The following is a 19,056-nucleotide window of genomic DNA, read 5'->3' on the forward strand; positions in this document are numbered from 1 at the left end:
ACCCCCCCTGCGGTAGAAACGCCCCATGCGCCCCCGCCCCGGTGAAGTCCTGCACTTTTCGGAGGACCCCACGATCGGCACGTTCGTGCCGCACGTCGCCGGGACCGCCCGGCAGCCGGAGGCGTACGTCTGGGCCGTCGACGGTGACCGGGCGCCGGACTACTGGTTCCCGCGCCAGTGCCCGCGGGCGATGGCGTGGTGCGTGCCGGGCACGTCCGCCGCGGACCGGGCGCGCGTCCTCGGACCGGGCGGCGGCGAGCGGGTGCACGTGATCGAGTACGACTGGCTGGAGCCGCTGCGCACCGTCGAGCTCTACGCCTACCGGCTGCCCGCCGCCCCCTTCCGCCCGTTCGGCGGGCCGGTGCCGCACGCCGTCGTGGCGACCCGCCCGGTCGTCCCGCTCGGCCCGCCGGAGCCGGTCGGCGATCTCCTCCGGCTCCACCGGGAGGCCGGGATCCAGCTCCGCGTGCTCGACAACCTCTGGGGCTTCTGGAACGACGTGATCACCAGCACGCTGGGGTTCAGCGGCATCCGCCTGCGCAACGCGAAGCCGGACGAGGGCCCGCGGGTGCGGGCAGCGGGCCCGGGACCGACCGCCCCGACACCCCCTCCCGTACGCACCCGCCGCCGCCTCACCCCACCCCGATGACCACCGCCCCAGCGACCGCCACCCCGATGACCGCCACCCCGGCAACCACCGACCACCTCACCCCACCCGCGTAACCGTCAGCTCCCCCTCCGCGTACTGCCTCCGCAGCACCTTCTTGTCGAACTTGCCGACGCTGGTCTTCGGTACGGCCACCACCGCCGTCCACCGCTCCGGCAACTGCCAGCGCGCCACCCGCTCGCCGAGGAAGGCCCGCAGCTCCTCGAAGGCCGCGCTCGCGCCCTCCCGCAGCACCACGGCGGCCAGCGGGCGTTCGCCCCACTTGTCGTCCGGTACGGCCACCACCGCGGCCTCCACGACCTCCGGGTGGGCCATCAGGTGGTTCTCCAGCTCGACGGACGAGATCCACTCGCCGCCGGACTTGATGACGTCCTTGGCGCGGTCCGTCAGGGTGAGGTAGCCGTCCGGCGTGATCGTGCCGACGTCACCGGTGCGCAGCCAGCCGTCGGGGCTGAACTTGTCCTCGGGGCGCAGGTCGGGGCCGTCCGCGCCGCCGTAGTACGCGCCCGCGATCCACGGTCCCCGTACCTCCAGCTCGCCCGCCGACTCCCCGTCCCACGGCAGGTGTGCGCCGTCGGGGCCGACGAGCCGGGCCTCCACCGAGGCGGGGAAGCGGCCCTGCGTCGCGCGGTACGTCCACTCCTCCTCGCCGCTCACGCCGGCCGGCGGGTGCGCGACCGAGCCGAGCGGGGAGGTCTCGGTCATGCCCCAGGCGTGCACCACGCGCAGGCCGTGGCGTTCCTCGAAGGCGCGCATCAGGGACGGGGGACACGCGGAGCCGCCGATGACGACGTTGCGCAGCGAGGTGACGTCACGCTTCGTGGCGTCCAGCTCGCCGAGCAGGCCCTGCCAGATGGTGGGCACGGCGGCGGCGACGGTCGGCCGTACCGTCTCGATCATTTCGGCGATCGGCCCCGGCTGGAGGAACCGGTCGGGCATCAGCAGGGAGGCGCCTGCCATGAAGGAGGCGTGCGGCAGGCCCCAGGCGTTCACGTGGAACATGGGGACCACGGGCATGGCGATGTCCTTGCCGCCCAGTGCGAACGCCTCGGCGTTGTTGACCTGCATGGAGTGCAGGTAGAGGGAGCGGTGGCTGTAGGCCACGCCCTTCGGGTCGCCGGTCGTGCCGGAGGTGTAGCAGAGCGCGGCGGCCTGCAGTTCGTCGAGCTCCGGCCAGTCGTACCGCTCCGGACGGCCCGCGATCAGCTCCTCGTACTCGTGTACGCGCGGCCGCACGCCTTCCAGCAGGGAACGGTCACCCGCCCCCGCCACGACGACGTGCTCGACCCCCGGCAGGTGCGGGAGCAGCGGCGCCAGCAGCGGCAGCAGCGAGCCGTTGACGAGGACGACGCGGTCGGCGGCGTGGTTGACGATCCAGATCAGCTGCTCGACGGGGAGGCGCAGGTTGAGCGTGTGGAGCACGGCGCCCATGGAGGGGATGGCGAGGTACGCCTCCAGATGCTCGGCGTTGTTCCACATGAGCGTCGCCACCCGCTCGTCGACGCCGACGCCGAGTTCGTCGCGGAGCGCGTGGGCGAGCTGAGCGGCGCGGGCGCCGGTCTCCGCGTAACTGCGGCGGTGCGGCTCACCGTCACCGGTCCAGGTGATCACCTCGGCCTTTCCGTGGATCGTCGCGCCGTGCGTCAAGATCCTCGAAACGAGCAGGGGTACGTCTTGCATCGTGCTCTGCACCGGGAGCCTCCCCATAGGGTGCGCCTGTTACGCGCGGGTAAGTTCCTGGCGATTGTGCTGGTGTTCCTCGCGGTATGTCACTACCCGGACCGTACGGATCCGGCCGTTGTCCGGGCGCCCGGCACCTCCCGGACACCGCCGGTGAGCGGCACGGCGGGGCGTTGCCCGCGCGGTGCGGGGAGGCCGTGATCAAGCCATCTTCGCCATGTCGGGCGGGGCGGGAAGCGGACCATGGCGCTCCCCGCGCCGCGCCACGTCCGTACGTGCTGTACGCCCCGCGCCTCCCTCGACCACTGCGCGGGGTCGGTACCGCGACTGCTGTACCCGGCAAGCCTCTTGTCAGGCACGCACGCACTCCGGATGGAGGTCGGATCACGCAGGAGCACCGCGCCGGTGACAGGTGACCTGCCCGCGAAGGGTGCACAGCGCGATCACGGCGCGCCGCCCGCCGGTGCCCTGGTCGCCGAGTCCGCCTGGCGCCGGTTCACAGCGCGATCACGATTTTGCCGTGCACATGCCTCTCGGCCTGCGTCGCCACGGCTTCGCGGATCCGCTCGACCGGGTAGGTCGCCGCGATCGGCACCGTGATCCCGCCGGCCCGGACCGCGTCGGCGATCCGTTCCATGGCGCCCGGACCCGCGGCGAGGGCGCCCGTCTTGCGCACACCGGGCGGCGGGGCGGGACCGTCGGCCACGACGGAGATCCGCTCGGGTGCCACGCCGAGTTCCAGCGCGGCCTCGGCCGCCTCCCTGCCGAACAGGTCGGCTGCGGCGGTGATCCCCTCGGGCGCCAGCGCCCGCACCCGGTCCGCCAGGCCGGGGCCGTATGCCACAGGTTCGGCGCCGAGCCCGCGCAGAAATCCGAACGTGCCCTCGGAGGCGGTGCCGAGCACCCGGGCGCCCGCGAGCTTCGCCAGCTGCACGGCGAAGAGGCCCACGCCACCCGCCGCCCCACCGATCAGGACGGTTTCCCCGGCGCGGAGCCCGATCGCGTCGAGCGCGGCGCAGGCCGTCAGACCGGACACCGGAAGCGTGCCCGCCACCTCGTCGCCGACGCCCTCCGGGGTGGGGAACAGCGTTGCCGCGGACGGCCTGATCAGCACGAAGTCGGCGACGGACCGGCCGATCGCGGCCCCGTACACCCGGTCGCCGACCGCGAACCCGGCGGCTTCGGCGCCCACCTCGTCCACCACTCCGGCGAAGTCGCTGCCGAATCCGGCCGGCAAGGTGATGCCGAACCCCGCCGCCATGTCGGGCCGGCTGGTGATCTGCCAGTCCATCGGATTCAGCCCGGCGGCCGTGACCCGGACGCGCACTTCGTCCGGTGCGGCGTGCGGCTCGGGTATCTCCTGCAGTTCGAGTACTTCGGGGCCGCCAAAACGCCGGTAACGCACAGCTCTGCTCATCGGTGACCTCTCTGGGCCGGTGATGGGACTTGGTCTCATCGACCCTACCTCAGCGACGGGACCAAGTCCCGTACACTGGTCTCATGGCCCGCTGGCAACCCGAAGCACCAGGACGGCTCGCCGCCGCCGCCCTCGACCTCTTCGAGGAGAACGGCTACGAGAACACGACCGTGATCGAGATCGCGGAGCGCGCGGGGCTCACCAAGAGCACGTTCTTCCGGCACTTCCCGGACAAGCGCGAGGTGCTCTTCGGCAGGGCCACGGTGCACGGACTGCTCGTCGACGGGATCGCCTCGGCGCCGTCGGCGGCCGGACCGCTCGACGCGGTCGCAAAGGCCCTCGATGCGCTCGGCCAGACGTATTTCACCGCCGACCGCCGCGAGTTCAGCAGCCGACGCCAGGCCGTGCTGAACTCCCATACGGAACTGCGTGAACGGGACGCCCTGAAGAGGATTGGCCTCATCGCCTCAGTGACCGAGGCCCTCCACCGCCGCGGCGTCCCGAGCCCGACCGCGCACGTGGCCGCGAAACTGGGCATGCTCGTCTGGGAGATCGCCTTCGATCAGTGGATCGACACCGACAACGGCGAGGACTTCGGCCCACTGGCCCGGCAAGCCCTCGCCGACGTACGCGCGGCCGCGGCCGTGCGCTGAGGCCCGGAACGCGGGGCGATCGTTCAGCGGGCCCGCCCGCGTCCGGCGCCTGATCCGGCGCCTGATCCGGCAGGCCGCTATCGCTGTGCATGGCCTGACCGTGGCTGGCTACGGAGCGCCGCTTCCGCACCGGTCCAGCGCGAACCACACCCCCTTGCGCCGGCGGGTGTCGATGTTGGGCCGGTAGACGCCCCACCGCGACGCCAGGGCTTCGACCAGGTGCAGGCCACGCCCGGACCCGTCGTCGAGCAGCGCGGGCAGGCTGAGGAGCCGGCTGCGCGGGGCGTCGTCCCACACGGCCACGCGTACGGAGGCGGGGTGCACGGTCAGTCGAGGCGTACGACGGCTGTGTCGGTGTGCAGGTGTACGTTCGTGACCAGCTCGCTGACCAAGACGCGCATGTCGTCGACGAGTTCGGTGTTGCCGGTCAGGGTCATCAGGTCGGTCACGACGGCCCGGGCGATCCCCGGCGCGGTGGCCCGGTTGAGCAGGTCGAACCGGAACGAGTCGCGTGCGACGGGGGGTGTGGGGGTCGGTTTCGGGGGTGCGGGAGTCATGGCTACGTCTCCCAACGCGAGGGTGCGCACTGCCCGCTGCCGTGGCCTGGCCACTCCCCAGGTGCGCGCCAAGAGGCGTGCGAGTGGCTGCACTTCGGCGATCCGACGTGCGGCGCGGTGGTTCCACGACCGTAGGGCACATCCATGAGACGGCACAAGGATGAGACGGGGACGTGTCGTTGACGAGTGGACCCGTGAGACCGTGTCGCGTCAGACTGGGAACGCCGACCAGAAGAGGGGCCGATGCCACCAAGAAGCAGTCCCACCGTGCGGCAGCAACGCCTGGGCGCGGAACTGCGGAAGCTCCGCGAGGCATCAGGGATGCCCGCACGCGAGGCCGGAGCCCTGCTCGGCGGAAATCAGGCGCAGATCAGCCACCTGGAGTCGGGGCGGTGGGGGATCAGCGCGGAGCGGGTTCGCCGCCTCGCCTCGTTCTACTCCGCCGGCGATTCCGCCCTGATCGACGCCCTCTGCGACATGGCCGAGGAGCGGCACAAAGGGTGGTGGGAGGAGTATCGCGGCGTCCTGCCGCAGGGCTTCTTGGACGTCGCGGAGTTGGAACATCACGCCCGGCGCATCCTGTCCCTGCAAAGCCTGACGATTCCCGGCATCTTCCAGACGGTTGACTACGCGCGAACGATCTTTGGCGGAGCATTGCCGCCGCTGCCGCAGACCGAACTCGATGCCCGCGTCGAGCAGCGCGTAAGGCGACGCATACTGTTCGACCGCGCCACCCCTCCCCCCTTCGAGGGAGTGATCAACGAGGCGGCCCTGCGCATGGGGTACGGCGGTCGCGCCGTCGTCCGCAGCCAGCTCGCATACCTGCTGGAAGTCGCCGAATGGCCGAGCGTGACGATCCGGGTTCTCCCCTTCACCACGGAAGAATTCATCGGGTCAGCACAATCAGTGCTCTACGCCGACGGCCCCGTGCCCCAGCTCGACACCGTGCAACTCGACAGCGCATACGGGCCGGGATTCCTGGACGCGGAGGCTCAACTGAGCAAGTACCGCGCGGTTTTCCAAGCCGCCCGGCGAGCCTCGCTCAGCCCTGCCGCATCGCGGGAACTTATCCACAGCATCGCAAAGGAAATGTGAGACGCGCAGACATGACCAGTCCGACCGCATGGCAGAAGTCTTCTTACTCCGAGGCGACGGGGAATTGCGTCGAGATACGGACGCATGACGGAATGATCGAAGTCCGGGAGAGCGACAGTCCGGGCACCATCATCACGACCACTCGCACGAAGTTCCAAGCGTTGATTCTGGACGTCAAAGCCGGGGAATTCGATCACGCGATCTAGTCCACCCGACGTCTTTCGAACAGACAAGCCCATACCTCCGAGGGGGATGGGCTTGCGTCATATGCCGTCTCATTTATGTGCCGTCTCATGCTTGCGACACCAAGCCAGGCGACGCTACGTTCTTCTCACGTCGCCGCTCCAGGACCGAAACCGCAAGGGCACGGTGCGGCGTACACCCCACCCCGTCGGCTGATTTCTCCTAAGCAGGCGCGACGGGGAGGGACCCAGCCCCACCCGCAACCCCACCCGCATCACCCCTTACCACGCGCTCCGCGCGATCCGCACCGGAAAATCAGGAGTCTCGCGCCGTACGGTCGTGGCAGCCTGGAGGTATGGGGACGATGGTGGGAACGGTGACCACGCTGTGGCGGTATCCGGTGAAGTCGCTGCTGGGCGAGGAGGTTCCGGACGCCGTGGCGGACGCCCGCGGGCTGGCGGGGGACCGTGCGCTCGCGTTGGTGCACCAGACGTCCGGCCAGGTCGCCAGCGCGAAGAATCCACGGCTGTGGCGCGACTTGCTGAAGTTGCGGGCCGAGATCATCGACGGTGCCGTACGGATCACGCTGCCGTCCGGCCGTACCGTACGGTCCACCGACCCTCACGTGCACCGGACGCTCACCGCGCACCTCGGGCAGCCCGTCACCCTCGCCGACACCCCGCCCGAGAAGGCCACCCTGGAACGCTCCCGCCCCGAAGAGGTACTGGCCGCCGGTGCGGCGGCCGAGGTGGCGCACGAGACCCTGGCGATCGCCTCGCAGGCCCCGCCCGGCACCTTCTTCGACTACGCGCCGCTGCACCTGATCACCCGCGCCACCCTCGACCGGATCACCGAACTCGGTCCTCGGGCCACCACCGTCGAGGCCGAGCGCTACCGCCCCAACGTCGTGATCCGGACCGAGGCCGCCGGCTTCGTCGAGAACGACTGGCCCGGCCGCGAACTGCGGATCGGCGACGAACTCACCCTCCGGGTCGTGGCCCGTACACCGCGCTGCGCCGTACCGACGCTGGAGCACGGCAGGCTGCCGCGCGACCCGGACGCGCTGCGCGTGCCCGCGCGCCACAACCGGGTGGTGCCGATGGAAGAGATGGGGCCGCAGCCGTGCGCGGGCGTGTACGCGCAGGTCGTACGGCCGGGCCGGATCCGGCAGGGGGACGCGGTGCGGCTGGTCTGAGCCCGGTGTCCGCGCCGCGGCCGCGCCCTACGCCGCGACGGCCAGCTCCGGGTCCTCGCGCAGCTTGGCCAGGGCCCGGGAGACCGCGCTCTTGACCGTGCCGACGGAGACCCCGAGCACCTCCGCCGTCTGCGCCTCGCTCAGGTCCTCGTAATAACGCAGCACGACCATCGCCCGCTGCCGCGCCGGCAGCCGCAGCACCGCCCGCCACATCGCGTCCCGCAGCACCTGGGCCTCGGCCGGGTCGGGCGCCGGCACCGGGTCGGGCTCGGGTATCTCCTCGCAGGCGAACTCGTCGACCTTGCGTTTGCGCCACTGCGAGGTGCGGGTGTTCAGCAGGGCACGGCGCACGTAGCCGTCCAGGGCCCGGTGGTCCTCGATCCGCTCCCACGCCACGAACGTCTTGGTCAGCGCGGTCTGCAGCAGATCCTCGGCGTCGCTCGGGTTGGCGGTGAGCGAGCGGGCGGTCCGCAAGAGCACCGGCCCGCGGGCCCGCACGTACGACGAGAACGACGGGAACACAGCGGCGCGGGAGGCGCTGGTGCACACTGGCGTGGTCATGCTCCAACGCTAGAAGCGCGGAATGCCGTGAGGGATCGCCCAGAGGTGCCGATGCCCCCTCCCCCTCAAGTTGTACGGGTGGGGTTCCCCCTACCTCCTAAAGGCGGACAGCCACTCGTCCCTCGTCAGGGTGCCCGTCTCACTTTCGTCAGGGCTCCGGCGCCCGCGCACCGGAGCCCCACCCGCCGGGGCCTTACTGGATCACGGCCACCGGGGCGTCCACCTGGTTGCGGTCGATGACCATCCTGCGGCCGCCGTGGGTCTCGGCGACATTGCCCGCGTACTGGTGGATCCGACGGTGCGGACGCCACGCCGAGGCGGACATCTCGGGCTCGCCGTACAGGTTCGGCTTGGAGTGCCACCGCGCGAACCACATCACGGACGGCAGGTCCCGCGTGCCGGCCCGCCGGGCCCGCTCGATGTGCCGTACACCGGAGTCGGCGCTGCTGTAGAAGCCGGGCACGTAGCCCAGGCGGAGCGTCTCCCGGTTCCAGGCGCGGATGTACTCCAGCGTCTTACGGGTGCAGGCCGCGTCACGCAGGTTGTACGCCTCCATGTCCAGGTACAGCGCGCTGTCCGGGGCGATGCCCAGCGCCTTGGCCCGGCGTACCGCGTCCTGCGCCTCGCCGGTGCCCACCTGCACCGGATCACTGCCGATGGTCACCTTCCGCTTGTGCTTGTTGACCACGCAGGGCGCCTGTGAGCCGACGTACAGCGGCAGCAGCCGCCAGCCCGCGCGGTGGGCGGCGCGTACCCAGTCGCGGGTGAGGTTCGGCTGGCGGGGGCAGGCCCGGCCGCGCCCGCCGAAGTAGACGCCGACGCCGCGGTACTTGGAGCCCTTCCAGGCCGCCAGCGTGCTCTGCGAGGGCGTCCGGCAGGTGTCGAACGCCCAGCCCTGGAACACGTTCGGGCCGCGGGGACCGGTCCGGTCGGGCTCCGCGCCGGCGGCCGGTGCGAGGAGGGTGGCCAGCAGACCGAGCAGGCCGGTCAGGGCGGTGAGGAGGAGGGTGGGGCGCAGCGCACTCCGTCGGATGATCTTGTTTGTCGATCTCATATCCGGAGTCAAAGTGCGGGCACGGTGCGCCGCGCGCCGGACACGCCATCGGCCGCACGCATTCAGCCTTCCGGGGGTCTTTTCGGGACGGCGTTCGAAGAGACGTTCCGCCGGCTGCGGTCGGCCGCCGACACCGTACAACCGCCGGCTCCGGGCAGCCGCCTACTCCGGGCAAGCGCCGCCTCCGGTCAGCCGCCGACTCCGCACAACCGCCGACTCCGGACAAGCGCCGCCTCCGGTCAGCCGTCCGCCGCGCCGAGCACCAGCCCGGAGGTCGGTACGCCCGTACCGGCCGTGACCAGCACTCCGGCGGCGCCCGGCACCTGGTTGACGGAGGTGCCGCGGAGCTGCCGTACCGCCTCCGCGATCCCGTTCATGCCGTGCAGGTACGCCTCGCCCAACTGTCCGCCGTGGGTGTTGAGCGGCAGGGCGTCCGCGGCGACGAAGTCCGCCGCCTCACCCGGTGCGCAGAAACCGAACTCCTCCAGCTGCATCAGTACGAACGGTGTGAAGTGGTCGTAAAGGATGCCGACGTCGATGTCCGCCGGGCGCAGCCCGCTCGTCCGCCACAGCTGCCGCGCCACGACGGCCGACTCCGGCAGGCCGGTCAGCCCGTCCCGGTAGTAGCTGGTCATCTGCTCCTGGGCCCGGCCGGCCCCCTGTGCCGCCGCCAGGATCACGGCGGGGGGCCGCCGCAGGTCACGGGCACGTTCGAGCGAGGTGACGACGAGGGCCTGGCCGCCGTCGGTCTCCTGGCAGCAGTCGAGCAGCCGCAGCGGCTCGACGATCCAGCGGGACGCGGCGTGGTCGGCGAGGGTGATCGGCCTGCCGTAGAAGTACGCGGCCGGGTTGCGCGCCGCGTGCCGCCGGCCGACGACCGCGACCTGCCCGAACGCCTCCGGGGTGAGCCCGTACGCGTACAGGTACCGCTGCGCCGCCATGGCGACCCAGGAGGCGGGTGTCAGCAGCCCGGCGGGCAGGTTCCAGCCGAGCGCCGCGCCCTCGGCGGACGGCTCGCGCCGCTGCACACCGGCACCGAACCGGCGGCCCGAGCGTTCGTTGAACGCCCGGTAACAGACGACGACTTCGGCGATCCCGGCCGCGACGGCGAGGGCCGCCTGCTGCACCGTGGCGCAGGCCGCGCCGCCGCCGTAGTGGACGCGCGAGAAGAAGGACAGTTCACCGATACCGGCCGCCTGGGCGACGGTGATCTCGGGGCTGGTGTCCATCGTGAAGGTGACCAGGCCGTCGACGTCGGCGGGCCCGAGCCAGGCGTCGTCCAGAGCGGCCCGTACGGCTTCGACGGCCAGCTTCAGCTCACTGCGGCCGGAATCCTTGGAGAACTCGGTGGCACCGATGCCGGCGATGGCGGCGCGGCCGCCGAGGGTGTCCGCGCGGTGGAGGGTCATGGGGTGGGCTCCGGGTGCGGCTCCTGAGAGGCGCTGGGGACGGCCTCCGAAGCGGGGACTGCGACCGTCGCCGTGCCGGTGACATGGTGGCCGAGGCGGTTCGTACCCACCACCCGTACGTCCACCGTGTCACCGTCCCGGGCGAGGACCCTGCCGCGTAACTCCATCTCATCCCCCGGGTAATTGGGCACTCCGAGCCGGATCGCCACCTCGCGGAGTACGGCTCCGGGGCCGAAGAAATCGGTGATGTAGCGGCCCACGAGACCGTTCGTGGTCAGGATGTTCATGAAGATGTCCGGAGAGCCTTTGTCCCTGGCCGCTTCGGTGTCGTGATGCACGTCCTGGTAGTCACGGGAGGCGATCGCCCCTGAGACGATCACGGTGCGGGTGACGGGGACGGTCAACGGGGGCAGCTCGTCGCCGGGCCCGACGGGCCAGGTGCCTGCCTCCCGTCCACCGCTGAAAACGGGCAGTACGAGGTCCTCGTCCACGGTCCGGAACTCCAGCCGTACGGGCATCCCGATCCGCACCTTCCCCGGCGGCATCCCGACCAGCCCGGCCACCACCCGCACCCCTTCCGCCAGTTCGATCAGCCCCACCGCGTACGGCGGGTCGAAGGCCGGGAAGGGCGGATGGTGCATCACGACGTACGAGAAGACCGTGCCGGAACCGGTGGCCGCCACGGTGTCCCACCCCTCCCCGCCACAGCTGTTGCACCCCGGCAGCCAGGGGAAGCGGAGCGTCGCGCAGTCCGTGCAGCGCTGGATCAGCAGTTCGTGGCGGGCGACTCCGTCCCAGAATCCGGCGTTGTCGCGGTTGACCACGGGGCGGGGGTGGGGGCTGCGGGCCCGGCCGCCGCTCCCGGGTGGACGCGGGCGGCCGTCCTGAGTGCGGGAGTCCCGACGTGCGGCGGGCGCGTACTTGAGGATACGGAAACGGTGCGTACCGGCCGGTTCGCCGTCCGCCCGTACATCCATCCGCGTCGTGACGAAGTACCCCGCCCCCAGCTTCGTCGTCTTGCGCGGGGACACCGACTCGATGACGGAGTCGAAGGTGATGCGGTCGCCGGGGCGGAGCGGGCGCAGATACTCCTGCTCGCAGTCGGTCGCGACGACGGCGGTGCAGCCGGCCTCGTCCAGCAGGGCGAAAAGCTCCTCGTGCGCCGCCGAACGGCCCGGGTGCCCGGAGAGGCCGCCCATCGTCCAGGCCTGGAGCATGGTGGGCGGGGCGACGGCGTCGGGGCCCTGGTACGCGGGGCTGGTGTCGCCCATGGCCTCGCACCAGTGCCGGATCATCGGCTCGTTGACGGGGTCCTTGCCTTCGCCGGCCGTTACGGCGGCCTGACCTTCGAAGGTCTTCAGCCGGAGGTACAGCTCGTCGTCGGCGCCGGCCTCTACACCGGACGGGCTGCTTGCGTCGTCAACGGTGCTGCTCTTACCCGTAGTTGTGTCCGTTCCCGAGGCCACGACCCTTCCCCCTTCTCCTCCTGTTCCTCCATACACCCGAAGGGTTCCTGACTGTCCGTCAGGCACCCCGGTAAGTCAAGAGCGGAACGGAGCGGAGTGGAACGGAGCGGAGCGGAACGGAGCGGAGCGGAGCGGAGCGGAACGGAGCGGAACGGAGCGGAACGGCACCGGCCGGCCGGACTCACCGATTACGGCAGCCGGGCGGTGTCGGCCGGCTCACCAGACGTTGGCGAAGTTCACCGTGGTGTCGGCCTGATCGATGTGGGCCAGCCCGTGGCCGTTCACGCTCGCGGTGTCGCCCTGGTTCGAGGCGCCGGGCCCGTTCGCGACCTGCTGGGTGGTGGTCGACGGCGCGGTGATCAGGCTCGCCCGACGCGCCCCCCGCGAACCAGACCGGAACGACCACTTCCCACTCAAGCATGACGAACCCCAAGCAAGCCTCCCACGCAACCACCAACAACCCGGCGCACGCCCCGACGCTCCTCACTCACCACTTCCGACCTGCGACGAAACGTTCCCGCACCTTTCCGGCCTTTCCCGGCCGGGAGCCCATGCACCCCTTCCCAGAATCGAACTCACATACGAAAATGGCCCCATGGCCGCTCCCCGCCTGACCCCCACCGGAAGCCATCCCTCCCACCCCGGCACTCGCCCTGACGACCGCCCCGGCAGTCACTCCGACGACCACTCCGACGTCCACTTCGACGGCCACCCCGTCGACCGGTCCACCCATCGGCCGGCCCGCCCCGCTCACCAAAGTGACCCCCACACCACCGCCCTCACCCACGCCCTCGTCGCGGCCGGCCGCGGCTACTCCGTCCTCCCGCTCACCCGCGCCAAACTCCCCGCCGTACGCTCCCACCACCACGCAGACCCCTCCCCCGCCCCCACCCCCTGCCGCGGCGACTGCGGCCGTCCCGGGCACGGCATCCACGACGCGACCTCGGACCCGCTCGCCGTCCGCCGCCTCTTCGCGGCCGCGCCCTGGGCCACCGCGTACGGCATCGCCTGCGGCGTCCCTCCACACCACCTCATCGGCATCGACCTGGACACCAAGAACGGCGCGGACGGCCTCACCGCCCTGCAACTCCTGGCCGCACAACACCACTTCACGCTCCCGCCCACCGTCACGGTGCGCACCCCGAGCGGCGGCCGCCACCTCTACTTCTCCGCCCCGCCGGCCCTGCCCGTACCCAACTCCGCAGGCCGCCTGGCCCCGGGCATCGACATCCGCGGCACCGGCGGCTACCTGGTCGGCCCCGGCTCCCGCACCTCCCGAGGCGAGTACCACCTCGTCCCCGGCACCCCACGACACCCCACCGCAGCACCCGCCCCCCTCCTCTCCCTCCTCCCACCCCAGTCACCACCCCACCCGAACCCCCACGCCCTCCACCACCCGTCCGCCCTGCCCTCCCCTCCCCCACACCCCAACCCGGCCCCCGCCCTCCTCCGCTTCGTCCGCACCTCCCCGGACGGCCAGCGCAACGCCCGCCTCTTCTGGGCCGCCTGCCGCGCCTACGAATCCGGCCTCGGCCAAGAAATGGCCACCGCCCTGACCACCGCGGCCCTCCACACCGGCCTCACCGAACGCGAGGCCCGCGCGACAATCGCTTCGGCGGCCCGGCACTGAGGGCATGAACTGAGCCATTGTTACGTCAGCCCTGTGGCGGGCCACCAAGTTCGATGCTTACGTGAACCCGCTGACCACCGTCAGCCGACCGATACGCGCGTCACCGCTTCACCCTCCGTAACAGACGCCCTGCTGACCTGCGGGGTATGAAGCCCACCAGATCTGAGGGCAGGTGAGACCCTGCCCCGCACCACGCCGGCTGACGGATCGCCAAGGCCCTTCTCCGCCCTTCTCGGCCCTTCTCCGAGTGCACCGGTTCTTCCCCCGGGACTGGCCGATAGGGGTGGTTACTTGAGGGACACCCGTCGCCTCGTGTTAACGCACTGCGTAACCTTCCCAAACGCAGCGAAGGCATCAGCTCCGGGGGGACGCATGACGCAATTCCAGAGGCTCGTGTGTTTAGCGAACTCTCGCAAGGGAGGGGGGCGATGCGTCGCGGGCGTGCTTGTCGATTCAGGGCAATGGGTACGCCCCGTCAGCGCACGAAAAAGCCATGAGATATCCAGACAAGAACGGCAATACGAAGATGGATCGGACCCGAGAGTCCTCGACATCATCGACGTCCCGCTCCTCCACCACCAGCCGAGCAGCTATCAGAGCGAGAACTGGCTCCTCGACCCCCGCCGCGACTGGAAGAGAGCAGGCAGGGCCGAGTGGAGCCAACTGTTGGCAGTGGAACAGCATCCCGACACTTTATGGATCAACGGGCACAGCACGCCCGGCCGCTTCAACGACCGAATACCGATTGAACAAACAGAAACTTTGCCGGACTCTCTCAAGCTCATCCGCGTGAGCCGAATAACGCTGCGCACCCCTACTCCGCGCGCAGGTTCCGACGACGCTAAGCGCCCCCTGGACGCAGTGTTCAGACACGCCGGCCGCCTTTACATCATGCGAGCAACCGACCCCGAGTACGAACAGCAGCACCTGAACAATCCTCAAAGGATTTACGAACTAGGCGAATCTTTCGTCACGGTGAGCCTGAGCGAAGACTTCAAAGGCTATGCTTATAAATTAGCGGCGTCCATCATCGAACGAGCCAAGATCGAAGCAGGCAGCCAGACATGACAACAAGCACCGTGTACACAGTCGGCCACTCCACGCACAGCATGTCACAGTTTTTAAGCCTGCTTCAGAAACATGGAGTCTCAGCAGTTGCTGATGTGCGGTCGACACCCGCCAGTCGATTCACTCCCCAGTTCAACCGGCACTCGGTGACGCCCGCCCTGCACGACGCCGGCATCAAATACGTCTTCCTCGGCAAGGAACTAGGAGCACGCCCGGACAACGGCACTTGCTACGTCGACGGTCAGGTTCAGTTCGGCCGTCTCGCACAGACTCCTGACTTCATCAGCGGCATCGACCGCCTGCGGAACGGCGCACAGAACGAGCGAATCGCCGTTATGTGCGCCGAACAAGAACCTCTTGACTGCCATCGTTGCGTACTCGTATCCCGAGTGCTCGAAGAAACCGGAACCACCGTCGAACATATTCACAGCGACGGACACATCGAGAGTCACGCCATGGCCATGCGTCGTTTGATGGCTATTTTCGGTCTGGATCAAGCCGAACTGTTCCGCACACCGGCCGAGCGACTCCAGGAGGCGCTCGGCCGCCAGGAGAAGCGGATCGCATACGTCAACGAGGAATTTCACAACAACGGGGCGCCGAATAAATGAGACTGTACACGATCGGCTTCACAAAGAAATCTGCTGAAAAGTTTTTCGGATTACTGCGTGAGGCCGGCGTGTCCACGCTGGTCGATGTGCGACTGAACAACGTCTCGCAATTGTCCGGATTCGCCAAACGTGATGACTTGAAGTATTTCCTGAGTGAGCTTTGCGGTACGCAATACACCCATCGTACCGATCTGGCACCGACCCAGCACTTGCTCGACGACTACAAGAAGCGAGGCGCCGGCTGGGCCACCTACGAAGCACAGTTCCTGAACCTGATGCAGAGTCGCCACATCGAGAACACCGTCCCGCAGGAACTGCTCGACAACGCGGTCTTGCTGTGCAGCGAGCACAGTGCGCAGCACTGCCATCGTCGACTGGTCGCGGAATATCTCGCGCAGCAGTGGGGCGACGTATCCATCGATCACCTGGCATGAGTCCCATCACCACCGCCCGGGGCACCCGGGGACTACGGGGCCCAGTGGGCAGCACCGGAAAGCGAACAGCCCCCGACCAAACTTGCTGGTCAGGGGCCGTTCCATGCTGCTGAGCTGCGGAGGCTGTGGGATTTGAACCCACGGTGAGGGGTTACCTCACGACAGTTTTCAAGACTGTTCCCTTAGGCCGCTCGGGCAAGCCTCCCCGCGCACCGCCGTGACGGTGGCGCGGGGATCAGACTAGCGCGTCACTTGTCGCCCGTGCGTTGGCCCAGGGTCACCTGGGCGGTGTGCTCCTTGCCGCCGCGCTTGTAGGTGAGGGTAACCTTGTCGCCCGGCTTGTGCTGGTAGATGGTGCTGATCAGGGTGGGGCCGCTGTCGATCACCGTGTTGTCGAGCTTGGTGATCGTGTCGCCGGGCTTCAGGCCGGCCTTGTCGGCGGGGCCGTTCGGGGTGATCGCGGCGGAGCCGTCGGCGCCGCCGTTCTGGGGGATGGTCGCGCCGTCGCCGGTGTCGCGCATCAGGACCTGCGCGCCGATCTGCGGGTAGACCGGCTGGCCCTTCTTGATCAGGTCGTCGGCGACCCGCTTGGCCTGGTCGATCGGGATGGCGAAGCCGAGGCCGATGCTGCCGGACTGCTGGCTCTCGCCGCCGAAACCGCCGCCGCCGTTGCCCGCGGACTGGATGGCCGAGTTGATGCCGATGACGCTGCCGGAGGCGTCCATCAGGGGGCCGCCGGAGTTGCCCGGGTTGATCGAGGCGTCCGTCTGGAGGGCGCTCATGTACGAGGGGGTGGCGCCGCCGCCGTCGCTGGAGGCCACCGGGCGGTTCTTGGCGCTGATGATGCCGGTGGTGACGGTGCCGGAGAGGCCGAAGGGCGCGCCGATGGCGATCGTCGCGTCGCCCACCTGGACGTTGGCGGACTTGCCGAGCGGGAGCGGGACGAGGTTGGCGTCGGAGGGGTTCTTGAGCTTGATGACGGCGACGTCGTAGCCCTGGGCCCGGCCGATGACCTCGGCGTCGTACTTCTTGCCGTTGGAGAACGTGGCGGTCAGCTTGCCGCCCTGGGCCGCGCTGGCGACGACGTGGTTGTTGGTGAGGATGTGGCCCTGCTTGTCGTAGACGAAGCCGGTGCCGGTGCCGCCCTCGCCGGTCGCGCCCTGTGCCTCGATCGTCACGACGCTGGGCAGCGCCTTCTGCGCTATCCCGGAGACGGAGGTGGGCTTGCGGTTGAGCGCCTCGGGGTCGCCGGAGGCGGAGACCGTCGTGGAGTTCGTGTCGGAGCGGTTGGCGGCCCAGAAGCCGATGCCGCCGCCGATGCCGCCGGCCACCAGCGCGGCGACGAGTACGGCGGCGACCAGGCCGCCGGTGCGGCGCTTCTTCGGCGCGGGCGCGCCCGGGGCGCCCCACACGCCGTCCGGGCCGCCCGCGCCGCCGCCTCCGTAACCGGGCGGGGGGCCGCCCCAGCCGCCCGAGGAGGCGCCGTGTGCCGCCGTCGCGTACGAAGGCGGCGTGGTCGTGTGGTGGCCCTCGCCGCCGGGGTGGCCCTCGCCACCGGGGTGGGCCGCATTGCCCGGGTAAGGGGCACCGCCCGGGTGGGGCTGGGTGCCCGGGTGGGGCTGGGTGCTCGGGTGGGGCTGGGTGCCCGGGTGGGGCTGGGTGCCCGGGTGGGGCTCGCCGCCGGTGGGCGGTTGGGCGTGGGCGCCCGCCGGGTGAGGGCCGTTTGCCGTGTGGGAGCCGCCTGCCGGGTGAGGGCCGTCCTGCGGGGCTGTGGGCTCGGAGAACTGCTGCGTGCGGTCGTGGGCGCCGGGCTCGGTGCTGTTCGCCGGGCCTGCCTGACCGGTCGGGGCCGCTTCGCCCGGCGAGCCCGCCCGGCCGGCCGTCGGTGCGAAATCCGGCGGCGGGGGCGCCGCGGGCGGGGTGGCGGCAGGAGCGGGGGCGGAGGGCGCTCTGGGCGCGTCGTGCGCCCCCGCTGCGCCCGGCGCGTCGTGCGCAGCTTTCGCGCCCGGCGCATGCGATGTGCCCGGCGCGCCCGCCGCGTCCCGTGCGCCCGCGCCGTCCGCAGGGCGCGCACCGGACTCGGGTGCGCTGTCCGACGCCTGGGGCGCCGACGGCGGCTGGGCCTCCGGCGGGACGGCGGCGCCCTCGTTCTCGGTGCTCACGGCTCTCTCCTCAGCTTCACGACGGTGCCGGGCCAGGGCCCGGCCTCTCCTTCAGGATGCGGTTCGGTGTCCAGGATGCGGTGCGCAACCCTGGCGTACGGGCTACGGGCAGGCGGTACCGGCGACTGTCACAGGGGCAAGCCTTTCCCACCGCGCGTCAGGGCGCCGTAAGCCGAGGCTGTGACTGTCTCTCCATCCTTTATGCCGGACAAAAACGGCGCATCTATTGTTATGCGGATCAGGTAGTGCACAAGGCGTCCCTCCCGCGGGCGATGGCACGATAACCCGGTGACCACCGCGTACCCGCTCCGGGACCGCACCCCGGGCTCATCCCGCATTTCCGTCGTAGCCCATCGTGGCGCGTCCGAGGACGCGCCGGAACACACCCTGGCCGCCTACCGCCGGGCGATCGAGGACGGCGCCGACGCGCTGGAGTGCGATGTGCGGCTCACCGCCGACGGCCACCTCGTCTGCGTGCACGACCGCCGGGTCAACCGCACCTCCAACGGGCGCGGCGCGGTCTCCGCGCTGGAGCTGGCCGACCTGGCCGCGCTGGACTTCGGCTCCTGGAAGGAGGACGAGGACGCCACCTGGGAGGCGCCGGACCGCCAGCACGAGGACCCGGAACGCACGTCCGTCCTGACCCTGGAACGACTTCTCGAACTCGTGTCCGACGCCGGCCGCCGCGTCGAGCTGGCCATCGAGACCAAGCACCCCACCCGCTGGGCCGGCCAGGTGGAGGAGCGGCTGGTCGCCCTACTGGAGAGATTCGGCCATACCCGGGCGTCGGCCGAGGGTCCGCCGCCCGTCCGCGTCATGAGTTTTTCGGCCCGCTCACTGCACCGCGTACGGGCCGCGGCCCCCGACATCCCTGGTGTCTACCTGATGCAGTTCCTGACACCGCGCCACCGCGACGGGCGGCTGCCGCCCGGTGTGAGCATCGCGGGACCGGGCGTCCGCATCCTGCGCGCGCACCCCGACTACGTGGCCAAGGCGCACCGCGTGGGCCATCAGGTGCACGTCTGGACCGTCAACGACGAGGCGGATGTCGAGCTGTGTGAACGCCTGGGAGTGGACGCAATCATCACCAACCGCCCCAAACAGGTGCGAGCCCAACTGGGACTGGGGTAGCGGGCGTCACGGGGAGTGCACCGGCGCATTCGGCCCGTATGCGACCGTGACGAGTGCGTCACCGCACCTGGACTGGCCGGTTT

General features: G+C 70.4%; 19 protein-coding genes, 1 tRNA gene and 1 pseudogene. 10 read left to right on the plus strand and 11 right to left on the minus strand.

Translation table 11 applies throughout. From position 1 onward, the window contains the following. Window positions 1-25 precede the first annotated feature (25 nt). Complete coding sequence (locus OEIGOIKO_RS19845; protein WP_218040002.1) at window positions 26-649, plus strand: DUF6886 family protein; 624 nt, start codon at window positions 26-28, stop codon at window positions 647-649. Window positions 650-706: 57 nt separating this feature from the next. Here OEIGOIKO_RS19845 and OEIGOIKO_RS19850 read toward each other — a convergent pair whose 3' ends face one another. After that, entirely contained in the window at window positions 707-2,359 is a 1,653-nt protein-coding gene (locus OEIGOIKO_RS19850; protein ID WP_125055185.1) for a long-chain fatty acid--CoA ligase, read from the minus strand. 484 nt (window positions 2,360-2,843) lie between these two features. Continuing rightward, window positions 2,844-3,764: an NADP-dependent oxidoreductase gene (locus OEIGOIKO_RS19855; protein ID WP_174857189.1), complete on the minus strand. Its 921-nt coding sequence runs from the start codon at window positions 3,762-3,764 to the stop codon at window positions 2,844-2,846. A gap of 83 nt (window positions 3,765-3,847) precedes the next feature. On the opposite strand from OEIGOIKO_RS19855, the gene OEIGOIKO_RS19860 reads away from it, so the two are divergent. After that, window positions 3,848-4,417, plus strand: a complete 570-nt coding sequence (locus OEIGOIKO_RS19860; protein ID WP_125055186.1) for a TetR/AcrR family transcriptional regulator — start codon at window positions 3,848-3,850, stop codon at window positions 4,415-4,417. A gap of 108 nt (window positions 4,418-4,525) precedes the next feature. Here the strand turns inward: OEIGOIKO_RS19860 and OEIGOIKO_RS19865 are convergent, their stop codons facing one another. Then, window positions 4,526-4,741 carry an ATP-binding protein gene (locus OEIGOIKO_RS19865; RefSeq protein WP_125055187.1) on the minus strand — a complete coding sequence of 72 codons (216 nt, stop codon included), beginning with the start codon at window positions 4,739-4,741 and terminating at the stop codon, window positions 4,526-4,528. 2 nt (window positions 4,742-4,743) lie between these two features. Next, window positions 4,744-4,974 carry a hypothetical protein gene (locus OEIGOIKO_RS19870; RefSeq protein WP_125055188.1) on the minus strand — a complete coding sequence of 77 codons (231 nt, stop codon included), beginning with the start codon at window positions 4,972-4,974 and terminating at the stop codon, window positions 4,744-4,746. A 267-nt stretch (window positions 4,975-5,241) separates the two neighbouring features. Between OEIGOIKO_RS19870 and OEIGOIKO_RS19875 the strand changes: the two genes are divergently transcribed. From OEIGOIKO_RS19875 to OEIGOIKO_RS19885, 3 genes are all read left to right on the plus strand, one after another. Beyond that, entirely contained in the window at window positions 5,242-6,069 is an 828-nt protein-coding gene (locus tag OEIGOIKO_RS19875) for a helix-turn-helix domain-containing protein (RefSeq protein ID WP_307721235.1), read from the plus strand. Between the two features lie 11 nt (window positions 6,070-6,080). After that, window positions 6,081-6,275 carry a DUF397 domain-containing protein gene (locus OEIGOIKO_RS19880; protein ID WP_125055190.1) on the plus strand — a complete coding sequence of 65 codons (195 nt, stop codon included), beginning with the start codon at window positions 6,081-6,083 and terminating at the stop codon, window positions 6,273-6,275. Between the two features lie 332 nt (window positions 6,276-6,607). Then, window positions 6,608-7,447: an MOSC domain-containing protein gene (locus OEIGOIKO_RS19885; protein WP_246177432.1), complete on the plus strand. Its 840-nt coding sequence runs from the start codon at window positions 6,608-6,610 to the stop codon at window positions 7,445-7,447. Between the two features lie 27 nt (window positions 7,448-7,474). Here the strand turns inward: OEIGOIKO_RS19885 and OEIGOIKO_RS19890 are convergent, their stop codons facing one another. From OEIGOIKO_RS19890 to OEIGOIKO_RS19915, 5 genes and pseudogenes are all read right to left on the minus strand, one after another. Next, window positions 7,475-8,008, minus strand: coding sequence for a SigE family RNA polymerase sigma factor (locus OEIGOIKO_RS19890; protein WP_125055191.1), 534 nt, complete (start codon window positions 8,006-8,008; stop codon window positions 7,475-7,477). Window positions 8,009-8,201: 193 nt separating this feature from the next. After that, entirely contained in the window at window positions 8,202-9,062 is an 861-nt protein-coding gene (locus tag OEIGOIKO_RS19895) for a DUF1906 domain-containing protein (protein WP_125055192.1), read from the minus strand. A gap of 239 nt (window positions 9,063-9,301) precedes the next feature. Beyond that, window positions 9,302-10,471 (minus strand): lipid-transfer protein, encoded by a 1,170-nt coding sequence (locus OEIGOIKO_RS19900; protein ID WP_125055193.1) that lies wholly within the window; start codon window positions 10,469-10,471, stop codon window positions 9,302-9,304. Between the two features lie 452 nt (window positions 10,472-10,923). Next, window positions 10,924-11,844: pseudogene (locus OEIGOIKO_RS42900) on the minus strand (bifunctional MaoC family dehydratase N-terminal/OB-fold nucleic acid binding domain-containing protein); the annotation flags it as partial. Between the two features lie 309 nt (window positions 11,845-12,153). Beyond that, complete coding sequence (locus tag OEIGOIKO_RS19915) at window positions 12,154-12,354, minus strand: hypothetical protein (protein WP_125055196.1); 201 nt, start codon at window positions 12,352-12,354, stop codon at window positions 12,154-12,156. A 178-nt stretch (window positions 12,355-12,532) separates the two neighbouring features. Between OEIGOIKO_RS19915 and OEIGOIKO_RS19920 the strand changes: the two genes are divergently transcribed. From OEIGOIKO_RS19920 to OEIGOIKO_RS19935, 4 genes are all read left to right on the plus strand, one after another. Further along, on the plus strand, window positions 12,533-13,567 hold the full coding sequence (locus tag OEIGOIKO_RS19920; RefSeq protein ID WP_176602588.1) for a bifunctional DNA primase/polymerase: 1,035 nt from the start codon (window positions 12,533-12,535) through the stop codon (window positions 13,565-13,567). Between the two features lie 372 nt (window positions 13,568-13,939). Continuing rightward, on the plus strand, window positions 13,940-14,635 hold the full coding sequence (locus OEIGOIKO_RS19925; protein ID WP_371858943.1) for a dual OB domain-containing protein: 696 nt from the start codon (window positions 13,940-13,942) through the stop codon (window positions 14,633-14,635). Further along, window positions 14,632-15,246, plus strand: coding sequence for a DUF488 domain-containing protein (locus OEIGOIKO_RS19930; RefSeq protein ID WP_125055198.1), 615 nt, complete (start codon window positions 14,632-14,634; stop codon window positions 15,244-15,246). Before OEIGOIKO_RS19925 ends, OEIGOIKO_RS19930 begins: the two co-directional genes overlap by 4 nt. After that, window positions 15,243-15,680, plus strand: coding sequence for a DUF488 domain-containing protein (locus tag OEIGOIKO_RS19935; protein ID WP_125055199.1), 438 nt, complete (start codon window positions 15,243-15,245; stop codon window positions 15,678-15,680). The genes OEIGOIKO_RS19930 and OEIGOIKO_RS19935 overlap by 4 nt, the downstream gene beginning before the upstream one ends. Before the next feature lie 117 nt (window positions 15,681-15,797). On the opposite strand, the gene OEIGOIKO_RS19940 is transcribed toward OEIGOIKO_RS19935, so the two are convergent. Both OEIGOIKO_RS19940 and OEIGOIKO_RS19945 read right to left on the minus strand, forming a co-directional pair. Next, window positions 15,798-15,885 (minus strand) — tRNA-Ser (locus OEIGOIKO_RS19940). Window positions 15,886-15,928: 43 nt separating this feature from the next. Next, on the minus strand, window positions 15,929-17,842 hold the full coding sequence (locus tag OEIGOIKO_RS19945) for a trypsin-like peptidase domain-containing protein (RefSeq protein WP_125055200.1): 1,914 nt from the start codon (window positions 17,840-17,842) through the stop codon (window positions 15,929-15,931). Window positions 17,843-18,130: 288 nt separating this feature from the next. Between OEIGOIKO_RS19945 and OEIGOIKO_RS19950 the strand changes: the two genes are divergently transcribed. Then, entirely contained in the window at window positions 18,131-18,973 is an 843-nt protein-coding gene (locus OEIGOIKO_RS19950) for a glycerophosphodiester phosphodiesterase (RefSeq protein WP_125055201.1), read from the plus strand. Window positions 18,974-19,056: the final 83 nt, after the last annotated feature.

The organism is Streptomyces paromomycinus, from assembly GCF_003865155.1.
Taxonomy (GTDB): domain Bacteria; phylum Actinomycetota; class Actinomycetes; order Streptomycetales; family Streptomycetaceae; genus Streptomyces; species Streptomyces chrestomyceticus.

What these genes read in the sequence shown, in the direction of transcription:
- OEIGOIKO_RS19845 (WP_218040002.1), top strand. Translation starts at nt 26, where the DNA reads ATGCGCCCCCGCCCCGGTGAAGTCCTGCACTTTTCGGAGGACCCCACG.
- OEIGOIKO_RS19855 (WP_174857189.1), bottom strand. Translation starts at nt 3,764, where the DNA reads ATGAGCAGAGCTGTGCGTTACCGGCGTTTTGGCGGCCCCGAAGTACTC.
- OEIGOIKO_RS19860 (WP_125055186.1), top strand. Translation starts at nt 3,848, where the DNA reads ATGGCCCGCTGGCAACCCGAAGCACCAGGACGGCTCGCCGCCGCCGCC.
- OEIGOIKO_RS19870 (WP_125055188.1), bottom strand. Translation starts at nt 4,974, where the DNA reads ATGACTCCCGCACCCCCGAAACCGACCCCCACACCCCCCGTCGCACGC.
- OEIGOIKO_RS19880 (WP_125055190.1), top strand. Translation starts at nt 6,081, where the DNA reads ATGACCAGTCCGACCGCATGGCAGAAGTCTTCTTACTCCGAGGCGACG.
- OEIGOIKO_RS19885 (WP_246177432.1), top strand. Translation starts at nt 6,608, where the DNA reads ATGGGGACGATGGTGGGAACGGTGACCACGCTGTGGCGGTATCCGGTG.
- OEIGOIKO_RS19890 (WP_125055191.1), bottom strand. Translation starts at nt 8,008, where the DNA reads ATGACCACGCCAGTGTGCACCAGCGCCTCCCGCGCCGCTGTGTTCCCG.
- OEIGOIKO_RS19895 (WP_125055192.1), bottom strand. Translation starts at nt 9,062, where the DNA reads ATGAGATCGACAAACAAGATCATCCGACGGAGTGCGCTGCGCCCCACC.
- OEIGOIKO_RS19900 (WP_125055193.1), bottom strand. Translation starts at nt 10,471, where the DNA reads ATGACCCTCCACCGCGCGGACACCCTCGGCGGCCGCGCCGCCATCGCC.
- OEIGOIKO_RS19920 (WP_176602588.1), top strand. Translation starts at nt 12,533, where the DNA reads ATGGCCGCTCCCCGCCTGACCCCCACCGGAAGCCATCCCTCCCACCCC.
- OEIGOIKO_RS19925 (WP_371858943.1), top strand. Translation starts at nt 13,940, where the DNA reads ATGACGCAATTCCAGAGGCTCGTGTGTTTAGCGAACTCTCGCAAGGGA.
- OEIGOIKO_RS19930 (WP_125055198.1), top strand. Translation starts at nt 14,632, where the DNA reads ATGACAACAAGCACCGTGTACACAGTCGGCCACTCCACGCACAGCATG.
- OEIGOIKO_RS19935 (WP_125055199.1), top strand. Translation starts at nt 15,243, where the DNA reads ATGAGACTGTACACGATCGGCTTCACAAAGAAATCTGCTGAAAAGTTT.